This is a genomic window from Nostoc sp. DedQUE12b (genome assembly GCF_034530835.1).
Lineage (GTDB): Bacteria > Cyanobacteriota > Cyanobacteriia > Cyanobacteriales > Nostocaceae > Nostoc.
On sequence record NZ_JAVRCI010000025.1, the window covers coordinates 1 to 14,142 of the forward strand.

General features: G+C 42.7%; 11 protein-coding genes and 1 tRNA gene. 5 read left to right on the top strand and 7 right to left on the bottom strand.

The annotated features are described in order from the left end of the window. The 3 genes from RMY16_RS14650 to RMY16_RS14660 all read right to left on the bottom strand — a co-directional run. A partial coding sequence (locus tag RMY16_RS14650; RefSeq protein WP_322736955.1) for a caspase family protein occupies positions 1 to 3,122 on the bottom strand: 3,122 nt, incomplete at its 3' end. Between the two features lie 127 nt (positions 3,123 to 3,249). Beyond that, the gene (locus RMY16_RS14655) at positions 3,250 to 4,170 is read right to left on the bottom strand and encodes a hypothetical protein (protein ID WP_322736957.1); all 921 of its coding nucleotides are present in this window, start codon (positions 4,168 to 4,170) and stop codon (positions 3,250 to 3,252) included. Positions 4,171 to 4,177: 7 nt separating this feature from the next. Continuing rightward, complete coding sequence (locus RMY16_RS14660; protein WP_322736958.1) at positions 4,178 to 4,558, bottom strand: hypothetical protein; 381 nt, start codon at positions 4,556 to 4,558, stop codon at positions 4,178 to 4,180. An 855-nt stretch (positions 4,559 to 5,413) separates the two neighbouring features. Between RMY16_RS14660 and RMY16_RS14665 the strand changes: the two genes are divergently transcribed. After that, positions 5,414 to 5,486 (top strand) — tRNA-Ala (locus tag RMY16_RS14665). Positions 5,487 to 5,609: 123 nt separating this feature from the next. Here RMY16_RS14665 and RMY16_RS14670 read toward each other — a convergent pair. Next, positions 5,610 to 6,374 carry a methyltransferase domain-containing protein gene (locus RMY16_RS14670; RefSeq protein ID WP_322666041.1) on the bottom strand — a complete coding sequence of 255 codons (765 nt, stop codon included), beginning with the start codon at positions 6,372 to 6,374 and terminating at the stop codon, positions 5,610 to 5,612. Between the two features lie 163 nt (positions 6,375 to 6,537). Here RMY16_RS14670 and hisC point away from each other — a divergent pair, with 163 nt between their 5' ends. After that, positions 6,538 to 7,587, top strand: a complete 1,050-nt coding sequence (gene hisC / locus RMY16_RS14675) for a histidinol-phosphate transaminase (RefSeq protein ID WP_322736959.1) — start codon at positions 6,538 to 6,540, stop codon at positions 7,585 to 7,587. A gap of 184 nt (positions 7,588 to 7,771) precedes the next feature. On the opposite strand, the gene RMY16_RS14680 is transcribed toward hisC, so the two are convergent. Further along, positions 7,772 to 9,880, bottom strand: coding sequence for a caspase family protein (locus RMY16_RS14680; protein WP_322736960.1), 2,109 nt, complete (start codon positions 9,878 to 9,880; stop codon positions 7,772 to 7,774). Positions 9,881 to 10,063: 183 nt separating this feature from the next. Further along, positions 10,064 to 11,242 (bottom strand): sulfate adenylyltransferase, encoded by a 1,179-nt coding sequence (gene sat / locus RMY16_RS14685; RefSeq protein ID WP_322736961.1) that lies wholly within the window; start codon positions 11,240 to 11,242, stop codon positions 10,064 to 10,066. A gap of 190 nt (positions 11,243 to 11,432) precedes the next feature. On the opposite strand from sat, the gene RMY16_RS14690 reads away from it, so the two are divergent. From RMY16_RS14690 to RMY16_RS14700, 3 genes are all read left to right on the top strand, one after another. Beyond that, positions 11,433 to 11,660, top strand: a complete 228-nt coding sequence (locus RMY16_RS14690; RefSeq protein WP_322736962.1) for a hypothetical protein — start codon at positions 11,433 to 11,435, stop codon at positions 11,658 to 11,660. A 180-nt stretch (positions 11,661 to 11,840) separates the two neighbouring features. Continuing rightward, positions 11,841 to 12,104, top strand: coding sequence for a type II toxin-antitoxin system ParD family antitoxin (locus RMY16_RS14695; protein WP_322736963.1), 264 nt, complete (start codon positions 11,841 to 11,843; stop codon positions 12,102 to 12,104). A gap of 5 nt (positions 12,105 to 12,109) precedes the next feature. Next, positions 12,110 to 12,445: a type II toxin-antitoxin system RelE/ParE family toxin gene (locus RMY16_RS14700; RefSeq protein ID WP_322736964.1), complete on the top strand. Its 336-nt coding sequence runs from the start codon at positions 12,110 to 12,112 to the stop codon at positions 12,443 to 12,445. 403 nt (positions 12,446 to 12,848) lie between these two features. Here the strand turns inward: RMY16_RS14700 and mnmA are convergent, their stop codons facing one another. Next, the gene (mnmA, locus tag RMY16_RS14705; RefSeq protein ID WP_322737022.1) at positions 12,849 to 13,904 is read right to left on the bottom strand and encodes a tRNA 2-thiouridine(34) synthase MnmA; all 1,056 of its coding nucleotides are present in this window, start codon (positions 13,902 to 13,904) and stop codon (positions 12,849 to 12,851) included. Between the last annotated feature and the right edge of the window lie 238 nt (positions 13,905 to 14,142).

Sequence of the window (14,142 nt, forward strand, 5' to 3'; positions counted from 1 at the left end):
CTGCCACTGACAATCCGCTGACCGTCGGGGGAAAACGCCACTGAATTGACCTCATTTTCATGCCCGACAAAGGGTTGACCAATGGGCTGACCATTCACATCCCACAACCGTACTGTCTTGTCATTACTGCCACTGACAATCCGCTGACCATTGGGGGAAAATGCCACTGAATTGACCCAATCTTCATGACCTTGAAGGAACAATAAGACCCTACCAGAGGATGCTTCCCAAACCTGTACAGTACCCTTACTATCTCCAATCACCAATTTTTTGCCATCAGCACTAAATGCCACCGACAAGACCACTCCCAGAACTGGCGTAAAGATCGAGTTTGTGAGATCCGCTCCCATCAAATTCATCCACCGCAAGCTGGCATTAGCAAAGTTTACGTCTTTAATAAAAGTATGGCTGATATCAGATTTTTCCAGACTATAGGGATTTCTTCCTAGTAGTATTTTCACCAGGTTGCCACCTATATAATCCACCTGAGTTTGGGTTTGGCCACGGGTTGACTGAATTAGTGCGAGCAAGCCTTGTTTAAATACTTGCTCATCTAACATTGGCACAGCTAATTCCAGCACAGCTTTTGCCAAGGGAGCCGTACCAAAATAATTAGATAATTTTTCTAAAGATGCTTTGGAGAATGAATTTAGCGGTGCTATTGGGAGCGGTTGCTTATCTTCCCCACATTGTCGTTGAAAGTATTCTGTCCAAGTGTAATCTTGTGGTGGAACAGTATCTAAATGAGACTGTGCTTGAGCCAGTTCTGTGAAATCGGGAGCTAAAACGCCTAGCTCTGCCACCAGCTTATAGGCAGCAAAAAATTCCAATAACGAACGATGGGCAGGACTGTAGTCTCCTTCTGCATTACGAATTAGCATTGTTTGCCCCATCATGTCGTAATGCCAGTGGTCTAAATCTTTTTCTTCTTGGACTACAGCAGGAAATAAACGCCGAATCCGGTCGGGAAATTCTTTGTAGTTCATGCTCATCTGGTCTGTTGAGAGCATTTCCCAGGACAACTCACACAAAAAATAGAGCTTATCTGCTAATGAGGTAAAGGTACGGTTGGTTTTGATATCTCTCTCCATCTTGTGCCGCACAGCATATAAATATACCCGCGATATATCAACTGGCTTGCCCGCCTCAATCTCTGGCAAAGCTTCTATAATCAGTTCCGTCATTACCGGACGACGTGCCAAATCCCGCAATGTCGAATTACTCATTATCCGTTCTACTGTCTCTGGTTCAGAACGAAACGCTAGTACCTGCCGAATTTGCTCATCATCAAATTTTTCTAATTCCAGCACTTCAAAGCGCGGTGTCTCTAGAGGCAAGTCAATAGTAGAAGCTTGCAACTCTGCACTTAGCAAAGCCCTTCCTTCTTTTGCTTCGGGGAAATGTTCGGTGCGACAGGTGAGAATTACCTTTGCCCCTGGTACTACTACTTTGGCTAGTTCCCAGAAGTTGTTGATCATCTCTTGGCGATTGACTCTAGCTGCCATTTCATCAAAGCCATCAAAAATCAACAGCACTTTACCCATGCGGTTGAGTTGCTCAAAGGCAGAATAACCAGGCAGTGGGATTTCATGCTTGCGGAAAAAGAATTCCGAAAATAGCGATTCTACACTGACTGCTTTGGCATAGTCCCGTAAAGGAATGACTAATGGTAGACGTGGGCGTTCTACTCCCCGGCGTTGAGCATCCCGATAGCGTTGTAGGGCAGTCCAGGCATAATGCAACCCAAACCAGGTTTTGCCAGTGCCAAATTCACCCAAAATGGAAAGGTGTTCTTTGGCAGGATCGTCAAGCCAACGTTCAACATAACCATCAATCCAACCATCAGCTTGAGCGTAACGGCTAATACCCATTTTCTGCTTTGATTTGGGATCAAATTCCTCTTTGGTACAAGCTAAGGGTACATAAGTGCGCTCAATTCCCCGTTCCTTGATTTCATTTTCTAACCAGTTGAGGTAGACATTAAAATCGGCATCCCTATCCAGCAACTCATCAAGGGTGTAGCAAAATAAATTTTGATTTTCTTGCTTGCTCACCTCATCTTTAGCAGCGCGACTGACACGGCGATTGGTGATTAGCCAACCTATATCTGTTTTTCGAGCATTTACTGACTGTCGCAAGGCAGCAACATCTGCCATTCCGGCTTCTCCTGTAATGCCGCGCACCAAAACTCGGTTATACCCCTTTTTCTCTATAGGGTTATTGACATTAATAATCCACTCAAAATAATTTTCATTGCTAATTTCACCTTTTTCAAAGCCATAACGTAGGGCAGTGAACCAAGCCCGTAATTGCTCTGCTAATTTATCTGTCTGATTTGGTTGACTCGGAGTTTGTACAGTAGATTGAACAGGTTGTTTATTTGTTGTTTCTTTCCTAAAAAAGAGATTAATACACCCCAAATTGTTAGAGATGAATTTTTGGGGTGCTGTTTCTAATTCCTGCCGCAAGAATGTTACTAGTGTTTCGTTTGTCACCCATTGGTTAGATACATCAGCCGAGTCAAATCCGCGCAAAATCGCGCTAGTTAGTACGCTGCTGGCTCCGCTCACGTTTTCATGGGCTAGCTCAAATTCTCTGCAAGCGGCAATAAAACAGCGATCGCGTGTATTTCCGCGATCGCCTGGATCAGCGTCTGTAAAATTGAGTAGTTCCCCACTGTAACAACAGTCCAACCAGATAATTTGCTGCCGTACTGGGCTTTCTTGCAATAACTCACGCAGCCACTTTAATTGCAGTCCCCAGTTCCCATCACAATCGGTATCACTGGTAGCTAGAAAACCTTCTTTAATGCGCCGACCTGTGCGAAGACCATGGCCTGAGAAATAGAACAGGGCTGTATCCGGGATGCTCCTACCTTCAGGATAAAATAGCTCTTCTAAAACATCCTTTAAATCTGCTAGCTTGACTTCCTGATTTTGTGCTATCCGTGGTGCATCATCTTCAAACGGATCTAGGAATCCTGGCAATCGCTTGACATGAAAATTTCCAGCTTCACTGAGTCGCTTGGCGATCGCTTCTGCATCGTTAGCAGGCGATCGTAACGCTGACAATCCTGAAAAATTGTACTTATTAATGCCAACTACTAAAGCATCTCTACTCATTAATATGCGACTTTTTATAAAAATTCTGGAAAATTCATCAATAAGCTAGCGTTTAATTCTACTCATCTTTTCCAAGACAATAACCAAGTAAATTTTTTTACTAAATATTGATTGCCCCTTGTGACAGTCACTTGTCCTTTAACGGTGTAAATATTGGTCTGTCCTGATCAGACCCTCGCAACAAATAAATTGTCAATTGCTTACCGGACTCTTGTTCTTGCTTAGGGTTGATAGGTATTGGCCAGCGAAGAGATTTATAAAGTTCTAAGCGATACAAATCAAAAGCAGATTCCAACAAGCTACAGTAGACACCTGCCGCATCAACTGTCCAGTAGTAAGCAAATATTAAGCCCAGTAACGCAGTAGGAACAGCCCACCAAGCCCAAACAGTCCATACAATAAACAGCAAACTCCAGAGCCAAAAACGGGCTGCTGTGTTCAGGCTTGACCGTGCTTCCTGTAATTCTTTCTTCACTCCATCTGGTAATACTAGCCAGAGGCGAGACCAGCAAATTACAGCATCCAAGCCATACTTATCATAAGGGCGGCTTTCAGCTGCTCTAAGGATATTGCCTAACTTTGTAGGCATTAACCTATTAAATTGAGATGGAAACTCCATAAGCTGTCCATCTAGCGTCACATATTCCTCTAATTCTTCGTTAGTTATAACTTGTTTCTCTTTTTTATCAGCCAGAGTTTGCCAACGCTTATCTTTTCGTTTAAAGTCATGCTCTTGTTGTTGTATCATCCAGCGTCGTAAAGGCTGTAACCAGCGAGACCAATAGCCTTCTAAGAATCTTAAAACAGATAAATCAAACTTTTGAACCACAAAAGCTGAGACAGCAATCATGAGCAAACCTGTTACCATAACAGCAATTAGCAAAGATTCTGGTTGCTGTTTGAGCCAATCTTCCAAAGGTTTTCGACCAAAACGCAAGATCCAAGCTAATAGTCCCCCCATCCAAAAGACAAAAGCTGGTGTCAGTATGTTTGCAGCCCAGTTTTCTGCAAGTTTTCCACCCAGACTTTCTAAAAATTTGGTTGGCATATATTTATTACTGAGCAGCAGGTATTAGCACGACATTATGAGTAGGACAGATTGGTATTGTCGCTCCGACAATGCGGCGATACCAAACATAGTCTCCTTGAGGACATATATATTTTTGAGCAGATATTGCTTGACCTTTACCTGGAAGTGGCTCAAAACCTTTTGATACCTGCTTCTCACTAAGAAACTCCGCTATCCAATTGCGAGTGTCTGACTGACTTTTCAAGATTTCTAAAATCTGCTTATCGACTTCCTGTCCAGCTTTAGCTTGTGCTAATAGTTCAGCCAATTGTTTGTCTACTTGAACCGCATCATTTCCTAAAAGTTCTGGAAGAAAAGGACGAATCGAACGGCCAGCCTCCAGAATGTCGTCAGGTTCAAACGTCACAACTGAAACCTCATTATGTAAGATTAATAGCTAATTTTTTTAGTTATACACTGAAACAGACTAGCGTAGTTAATTTTCCAACACTGATGCAGTCTATACCACTATTACTGAGGTTTTACCCCTTACATAAATAAATACATTGCCGCTATCAAGAAGGCGACATCTAATTTGTGAAGTCCTTTAATAGCAGACTTTTTCAGAGAAGAAAATAAACGACCATTAAAATGTGAAACTTTTGGTTTTGCGACCTCAATTTGTGAAAACATTGAAAATCTCTAGTCACTTTTGAATAATCATATAAATTAATAAAATCCTTGCTATATAAGGGTTTCGCCGGACAAAAATAGCGACATTAATTCGTTAAGCTACGACATCTAATTTGTGAATGTACACTTGTACATTGATGGTCACGAAAGCTGAATCTTTGTTTTAACTCTCCTTTGACTATCCAAAATAGTCATTGCATTACCATGAAAGTTGGTATAAAAGTATTTAAAGGTTATTTTAGATTAAGATTTCCTAGAATTTTATTGAATGGAAATCAGAAATACTTATCATTAAATTTAGCTGACGCTGTTGAGAACAGAGTGGCGCTTTTGATATTCTGCCATTTCTGCAAAGGATGTAAAACATCGCTGGCATTGTCTGTTTATCCATAAAGTCAGAATAGGAAAGGGTTTTTCACAGACAGTGCATTTTGATAACAAGCGTAACTGATGGCGATCGCATCCACATAACTTACATAACTTAATATAGGTGTCTTGACTTAAATTACATAAACTTGCATAATAATAAAGCTAATAGAATTTATAAAACTAATTAGTAAGCTTTTTAAGCTTATCTACTAGTGGTTTTGGGGTTATAGCGCAGTTGGTAGCGCACCTCAATGGCATTGAGGGGGTCAGCGGTTCGAATCCGCTTAGCTCCACTATTAAAACATAGCTACTCAAAACCTGTTTATGTGACTTGAAGGAGAAGTTGGACAGGTTGTGCAACTTTAACTTCTAAATCAAGCAAGATTATGCTTAAAATCACAACTAGCTTCAGTTTCTTAAATACGCCCCCACATTAAGATGCGCTTGTAGGGAAAAAAGAACGGGCGCTCATCCTCTAACAACTCGAATAGCTTCTGCTGATAGCGTTCCACAAATCGTTCATAGGTTTGGGCATCCAATTGGGACTCATAAGCCGTTAGCAATGTCCCGCGATACCACTCTACTACGGCTTCTCGTGAAGGCAAGACATGCCCATAAATTTGCAGCTTGACTTCCTGGTTGACAAACCCCAATTTATAAAGCATTCGGGCGTATGTTTCTGGAGGAAGTACCTCTAAACGCCGCACATATCCTCTTAATTCTTGACTGAATTCCTGTGCAGTCTCAACTGCTATTTGATGCACTGGCTCATTATCCATCGTTGGTATTTGTACGGCAAGCTGCCCACCAGGTCGCAGTTTTGCCCGCAATTTCTCAAATAAAACCTCATGTCCCGTCAACCACTGCAATGCCGCATTAGAAAATACCACATCAAATTCTTCATCTCCTGGGTTTTCCTCAATCCGTCTTTGCTCAAACCGTAGTCCATTGCCTTGAAACTGACGCGCCTTTTCCAGCATTTTCTCAGAAGCATCTATCCCTAAAGTCTCCTGTGCTGCTAAGGTTTCATGCAGATATTTCGTTAACTTTCCAGTTCCACACCCTAAATCGAGAACTCGTAAGTTTTCTTGCCGATGTACCATGTCTACCAAGTCGTAGAATGGACGACTTCTTTCAGCTTGAAATCGTTCGTATAGTTCTGGATTCCATTTATCTAACATATTTTTACAATTAGTAATTCGTAATTTATAAAGCCGTATTTTCTGATGTAAGCGACAAAAAAACGATATCGTCAAAAATTGCGGGTTGAAATTTGCTTAAGATACGCCATAAGGTGTTGCAGCTACGCCCGTCGTAGACATCCCACCCAATTTACCATGCCCTATGACCAACTACTTTCGTTCTAATGTTGATGCAATGGCTAGCTATATTCCTGGTGAGCAGCCTCAACGTGGTACACAGATTATTAAACTTAACAGCAACGAGAATCCCTATCCTCCTTCTCCTGCGGCATTAGCTGTACTACGAAATATTGATGGTGAGTGGTTGCGGCGGTATCCAGAACCTTTCGGGGGGGAGTTCCGGCAAGCTGCAAGTAAAGTGTTAGGAATTCCTAGTGATTGGATAATTGTCGGAAATGGCAGTGACGAATTGTTGAGTGTGGTGATTCGAGCCTGTGCTGAACCTGGGAAAAAGGTAGTTTATCCGATACCTACTTACGTGCTATATCGCACATTAACAGAAATGCAAGCGGCGGAAATTATTGAGATTCCCTACAGCAAAGACTACGGTTTCCCTTTGGAAGAATTAGTTGCTGCCGATGGAGCGGTGACATTTATTGCGTCGCCCAATAGTCCGTCGGGGCATGTGGTGGCAACAAATCATTTGCGAAAATTAGCCAGCCAGTTATCTGGAGTTTTAGTGATTGATGAAGCATACATAGATTTTACCGAAGAGAATGCATTGGCTTTGGTTAAGGAATACCAAAACGTCATTGTGCTTCGGACACTATCTAAAGGGTACTCGTTGGCAGGATTGCGATTGGGCTTTGGGGTGGCGAATCCCAAACTGTTGCAGGGATTGTTTAAGGTTAAAGATAGCTATAACATTGATGCGATTGCTTGTGCAATTGGCACGGCTGCCATCACTGACCAAGCTTATAAAAATGCTTGTGTAGCCAAGATTAAAGCATCACGGACTAAGTTAGCAACAGACTTGAAACAATTAGGTTTTCATATCTGGGATTCTCAAGCTAACTTTTTGCTGGCACAGCCAAGAGAAGGAAACGCAGAATACCTTTATCAAAAACTCAAGGAACAGAGAATTTTAATCCGCTACTTCAAGCAGCCTGGATTAGATGATAAATTACGCATCACTGTTGGGACAGATGATCAAAATCAGGCTTTAGTAGAGGCATTAAGTAGGTGGGCGTAAATATTTGTCGTTAGGAATAAGGCAGGAGGCAGGTGGTCACTGAGCGTAGTCGTTGGCGCAGCCTCTCGTAGAGAAGTGAGTCAGGAGTAGGAATTCTGATCGAAAAAGCGAATAGCGCAGTATCTTGTAGAAAGTGTCTTGATTCTGAATTCTGAATTCTGCATTCTTCTTTAATCAGATTAACTTACAGCGCTTGAAAACTAAAGCTAAGGCTTGCCCAATGATTCACATCCAAGCTATGTGAATCGGCTGTTGTGCCGTTCATCTCCGTTTTGAGGGCACTAGCGTTATGTAAGTCTTGTAGCAAGGCTTGTACAACGTCTAGGGAATTCAACAATGGGCTAATTGGCCCTTGTTCGGCTGTGGAATACTTGGTAGTGTTCAAGGCGGCGAGAGTTTCGCTAAAGGAGGCAGTACTAAAAATTAGTTGGTGTTCGCAAAAGCAAGCTGGCCCGGAAATCACCCATTCAGAAGCAGCATTAGTTTGGGGTAGAGTGAGGGTTTCACCTGGCGCAATGACGACTTCTTTAAGCAGGGGTTTGGTGTCCACAGCGTTTGGTTCTTGGGGAGTTTCCCAAGAATAGAAAGCGATCGCTGTATGATTATTATTTAATCCCAGCAAGATTAAATATACTGGGCGATCGCTCTGGTTTTCTAGCCGATATTGCATTCGACTACCGATAGGCACAATCGGAGTGGGGAGTGATTTTTTTATCGAAGTTTCAGGTTTTAAAGTTCGTATTGTTTCACGCTGCATCACCACCTGTGGTGATATACCACTAATTATTTCTAAAGTAGCCTTGAGAGCCAAGCGGGAAGAACCTTGATTTTCTGTAAGTCGCCATAACTTGGCTGCAAGCAGAGTTGATAATTTTGGTGCTAACCTTTGCACTGTTAATTTCACTGCTTCTCCTACTTCTCCAGTGGTATTGAGAATAACCTCGCCACCAAGAGAAAATAGACCATAACGACTGGGAATTTCCTGTAGTTTGGCAAATAAATAATCAGCTGGTTTTTCCCCTACGACTACGGTGGAGACATGGGGAAAGGCAGCGAAGGCACTTGTGGCGTCTACCCGCTCAATTCTTTCCAATCCAGTATCTAAAGCAATTATTAAATGAATATTTCCGGCTAAAACCCGGACTGCTTCTTGGACAAGTTGCCCGACTTGTAGAGGATTTGCACTTTCAATTTGGGAAATTTGCGCTTTTGCTGTTAGCCCAGTCCGCGATCGCAATACTAATTCTTCTGTTGTTGTTGCCAGGGTAAATCGAGAATTAACTCCGTAGTATAGCAGCACTTGTGGCGGTAATCCTGCTAACCACAGCTGGACTGTTTTGCCGTCTTGTTCAATCGCTGTCACCGCGCCTTCTGCACCAATAATACTGTCTGACGCTAGAGACGTTACATCTGGATTTTTCTGACTACTTAATAACGCTGGTTGCTGTTTACTACCCAATTTGGATAGAGAATTTTCCATATAAGAGAGAGCGACTTGAATTCTGGTAGTTGGGGTGAATTCCCACAAATACTGCGTCAAGGCGTAGGTAAATAACCCTGCACTAAATCCAGAAAAGAGTCCTTCCCTTGCTGACTGGTTTGATTCTGAGGTAGCTGCTAAAACAATCGGAGTGCTGGATAACGTGTGAGTTTTAAGTTGTTTGAGAAAGTCAAGTTCCTCTGTTGCTAGCTTTGCTACCGATTCCTGAAGGGCGCGAATTTTTAATCCTATTACTGTGCTAGGAGCATCATAGCTAGTATCCAATACTGCTGTTACTCTGTCTGTGGAAAGCGATCGCAATAATAGCAGTAGAGTTTCTTCTAATATATAGTTGACTATTTTATCATCTTGTGAATATTGAATCACATTAGCTGTCACCAGAGCATTTTGCATTGTATCTGGCGATGTTTCTAATTTGACACGGCTGCCATAACCGCTAAAGTGGAAGACGACCACATCATCAGGTTTAGCTTGCTTACCCAGGTGATCCAAAAAAGCCGCCTCAATGAATTGCCTGCTAGCTTGTTCCTCAGTTAAAGTTAAAATATCCGACCCTTGGAAACCAAAGCGGTGAATCAAAAGTTCTCTTTGTAGTTCCACATCCGTCAGACAACCACTGAGGGCTGAAATTTTGGGGTATTGGTTAATACCTATCAACAATGCCAACTTACGCGGACTGGGTTGTGCCAAAGCCTGATAATAGCGATTTCCTAAAGACAACCACTCAGCTTCAGCGATCCCCAATACCGCGAGTATTGAGCCAATTTTCTCTAAAAACGCGCGACGTTTCATAATTAGCTATCAGCCCTCAGCTACCAGTTAGCAGCTTACAGGGCTGAACTCTGTATTGTAAAGTTACAGTGGATAGTGTTTGCTTGTTAATCAAGTAATTGTTAATTCATAATTCATAATTTTTGGTAGTAGAGTAACCAAGTAGTCGGGTCTAATTACGAATTACGAATTACGAATTACGAATTATGCTAGTACTTCTATCCGCATTGCCCGCGCCAACTCAGCCGCTACCTCTGGACGAGAAAATTCTGGTGGAGGTAATTCACCGCGCCGCAGCATTTCCCGAACTTTTGTCCCTGATAGGTGAATGCGTTCTTCTGGCCTGCTGGGACTGGTTTTAGATGTTGCCATCTGCTTAGTGCGCGTGCAGTAAAAAGCGTGTTCAAATTTCATCGGCACAATGCCTAATTCACTTGGTTCAAATTCATCAAAGATATATTGAGCGTCGTAAGTGCCGTAATAGTCACCGACACCAGCATGATCCCGTCCGACGATAAAGTGAGTACAGCCGTAGTTTTTGCGGACTAAAGCATGGAATATAGCCTCACGAGGCCCAGCATAGCGCATTGCGGCTGGATTGATTGCCAGAGCTACCCGCTCTAAGGGGTAGTAATGTTCCAGCAAAATTTCATAGCAGCGCATCCGCACGTCAGCGGCGATATCATCTTCTTTTGTCGCCCCAACTAATGGGTGCAAAAATAAACCATCAACAATTTCTAAAGCGCACTTTTGAATGTATTCATGGGCGCGGTGAATGGGGTTGCGAGTTTGAAAGCCGACGATGGTTTTCCAACCCTTGTCTTTAAATAGTTGCCGTGAGGCAGCTGGATCGATTTGATAAGTGGGAAACTGGGGATGAGGTTCGCGTTGCAACAACCAAATATCACCCGCCAGATGTACAGTACCTTGGTTATAGAGTACCTGCACACCAGGATGTTTGACATCATCAGTGCGGTAGACTTTTATTGCTTCGCGGGTTTTGTCATAGTTATACTTTTGCGTGAGTTGCAAAACTCCGATAAATTCGCCTCTGGAGTTATCCAGACGGATTAAGCCGCCTTCTTGTAACGGGGAAGCTACTTCTTCGCTTACCGATAGTGTAATCGGGATTGACCACACAAGACCGTTAGCTAGTCGCATTTCTGTAACAGTGCGATCGTAGTCTTCTTGGTTCATAAAACCCGTCAGCGGACTAAAAGCACCGATCGCAATCATTTCTAGATCAGAAACGGCGCGAGCGTCAAGTTGTACTCGCGGCAAAAAGTCAGCTTTTGAGAGAAACTCTGCTCTTTGTTCTGGTGTGGCGATACGGTTAACCAACTGTCCACCGTGCGGGGCTATAGCATCTGGATTTTGACTCAACGTAATCCCCTCTTTGTATTAACTGTTATTGTTTCAGATTATGTACTAACTTATCAAATGCTGGTACGTAGAGAAAAAGAGTTTAGGGAATGGAGGAAAATTTTGCAACTAGCCTGTAAGCGAGCTGATTAGGTTACTCTAAAGCTAATCCAGCCTCAATCAGAATAGTTCCTTTATAAGGAAAATGCTTATGACTGCTGTACCCCCCGTTGTTAAACCTGTTAGCCAAATGCGGCTAGCGCCTGGTAGTACAGTGTCTATTCAAGATGTCAGCTGGGAAGAATTTGAGTCGATCTTGCAAGAACTGGGGGAAAAGCGATCGCTACGAGTTGCTTACAGCAAGTCTACGTTAGAAATTATGGTTCCTCTACCCGAACATGAAAAATCAAAGGACTTAATGAACGAGCTTGGCAAGTAGGAACTGTACAAGCTTTGAAAGAATTTGAAGAAACATTAGAGAGAAGTCGTTTTTAATAGAGAGTGCGTAGATGTAGCTTACCGCAGGTATAGATTTTGCTAATTGCTTCTTATATGGCAATAAATGGCATAAATTGCCATAGAATAATATTATCAAGGAAAAATTAGGGAAGTAGTGCCAGTGAAAAGTATAAATATATCTCTCCCTGACGCGATGCGGACTTATATAGAAGAGAAAGTGGCGACTGGTGGCTATAGTAGTGTCAGTGAATATTTCCGCGAGTTAGTGCGCCAAGACCAAAAGCGTCAAGCGGCTGAACGTTTGGAAGCGATGCTTTTAGAAGGTCTAAATTCTGGAAATGCAACCGAGATGACTCCTGATGATTGGGAAGATATTCGCCAAGCTGTGCGCGAAAGAATCGCCAAGCATAAAGAGTCAAACTAAGATTAATGAGCGACGTAAGCAAACGGCCGCAAGTCATCCGCGACTTGATAGAATTGGCGACTTATATTGCAGAAGATAACTTGGAAGCTTCAGATAGGTTTCTTGCAGCAGCAGAAACAACTTTCAAACAACTGGGTAAAATGCCAGGAATGGGAAAATCTTGTCAATTCTCTCATCCTAATTTAGCTAGTGTTCGACAGCAAGCAATAAAAGGATTTAAAAATTATCTTATTTTTTATCTTCCTTCGGATTCCGGTGTAGAGATTCTTAGAGTCATTTATGGTGGACGAGATATTGAAACAATCTTGGATGAAGATTTAGGAGAGAATGACTTGGAATAATAATTACGAGTATTTTACTATGTCAGTCTTAGGATAAGCGATCGCAGTTCCAGAACTATGGATTTACGATAGTGAAAAGCTAAGGATTTATCTACTCAGGGATGGACATTACATCGAATCAGATAACAGTCCTAACTTTCCAAATATCCCTCTAACTCAAATTATTGCCGCTACGGTTGAACGAGCTTGGCAAGTAGGAACTGTACAAGTTTTGAAAGAGTTTGAAGAGGCATTAGATAGAAGTAGTTTTTGAAACCTGAAAAGTATCAGTGATTAGCTCTGTTTCTGGCATTATTTTCCAATTTAAACATAAAAATACCCCTCCAAAACTCAGGGCAGCTTTTGCCTACCTGAAGTTCACAGGAGGGGCAGTTTTGGCTTCTATCAAGACTGGGCTAATAATTCAACTAAACTGTTCAATTATTCCGCCACCTAAGACTTTTTCCCCGTCGTACCACACCGCTGCTTGTCCGGGGGTGATGCTAAATTGGGGTTCATCAAACACCAAACGCACACGGGAGTTTTCCAACGGAATCACCGTCACTGGTGTAGCCGTTGAACGATAGCGAATTTGCACTTCGGCATGAATTGGGGTGGATGGTTCAGCAATGGAAACCCAATTTACCCGATTTACAGTGCATTCTGGCTGAGTTACCTTAGTGCGATCGCCTACTACTACTTTATTATTTTCCGCATCTAATTCAATTACATACAACGGTTCAGCAGCAGCCACCCCCAAGCCTTTGCGCTGGCCAATGGTGTAGTGATGGACACCATCATGCTGTCCCAAAACTTTGCCTGTGACATCGACAATATCGCCTGTTTTGGGAGCTAAATATTTATCCAAAAATGCCCGCATGGAACCGTTACTTTCCACTAAGCATAAGTCTTGACTTTCTGGCTTGTCAGCAGTTTTCAGTCCGTATTCAGTTGCAATCCGGCGCGTGTCAGTTTTTTCTAGTTCGCCCAAAGGAAATATCGTTGCTGCAAGTAAATCTTGAGACAAATCATAGAGAAAGTATGACTGGTCTTTGTTGCGGTCAACAGCCCTTAATAATTGATAACGTCCAGTTGCTTCGTCATAGCTAATGCGGGCATAATGACCGGTGGCGATGCGATCGCATCCCAATTCTTCACGAGCATACTGCACCATTGGGCCAAACTTCACCGTTTTATTGCATTGGGAGCAAGGCAAAGGTGTAATCCCCGCACTGTAACCAGTCACCAAGTAATCGACAATATGCGTTTGAAAGACATCCCGAATATCTACAACCTGATGGGGAACGCCCAGTTGTTCACAGAGTTCAGCCGCGTCGATCATGCCTTCAGAGCAACATTGACCTTTGCCTTTCATTAGCCAAAGAGTCAAACCAATCACTTCATAGCCCTGATGGTGCAGGATAGCTGCGGCGGTGGAACTGTCAACGCCACCAGAAAGACCAACGACGACTTTTTTCATACAAAGCACGACACGATAGCTGCGTGGTTGTCCAATTGTAGCATACACTCTTCAAAGCCTTGCTACTAAAGCACTTCAGTTTTCAAGTCTCTGAATTAGTATCGGCGTAGCCCATCCTAGACATCGCTATTCACTCCTTCATCTAAGATTAATTACAGATGTATTTTTTACCACGCAGATGAGGTAACTTTACGTTAACGCTATATAGTTGCTACAACGGTGAACTAATTAGTTCCTG

What these genes read in the sequence shown, in the direction of transcription:
- RMY16_RS14670 (WP_322666041.1), bottom strand. Translation starts at nt 6,374, where the DNA reads ATGTTAGATAAATGGAATCCAGAACTATACGAACGATTTCAAGCTGAA.
- hisC (WP_322736959.1), top strand. Translation starts at nt 6,538, where the DNA reads ATGACCAACTACTTTCGTTCTAATGTTGATGCAATGGCTAGCTATATT.
- mnmA (WP_322737022.1), bottom strand. Translation starts at nt 13,904, where the DNA reads ATGAAAAAAGTCGTCGTTGGTCTTTCTGGTGGCGTTGACAGTTCCACC.
- RMY16_RS14655 (WP_322736957.1), bottom strand. Translation starts at nt 4,170, where the DNA reads ATGCCAACCAAATTTTTAGAAAGTCTGGGTGGAAAACTTGCAGAAAAC.
- RMY16_RS14690 (WP_322736962.1), top strand. Translation starts at nt 11,433, where the DNA reads ATGACTGCTGTACCCCCCGTTGTTAAACCTGTTAGCCAAATGCGGCTA.
- RMY16_RS14680 (WP_322736960.1), bottom strand. Translation starts at nt 9,880, where the DNA reads ATGAAACGTCGCGCGTTTTTAGAGAAAATTGGCTCAATACTCGCGGTA.
- RMY16_RS14700 (WP_322736964.1), top strand. Translation starts at nt 12,110, where the DNA reads ATGAGCGACGTAAGCAAACGGCCGCAAGTCATCCGCGACTTGATAGAA.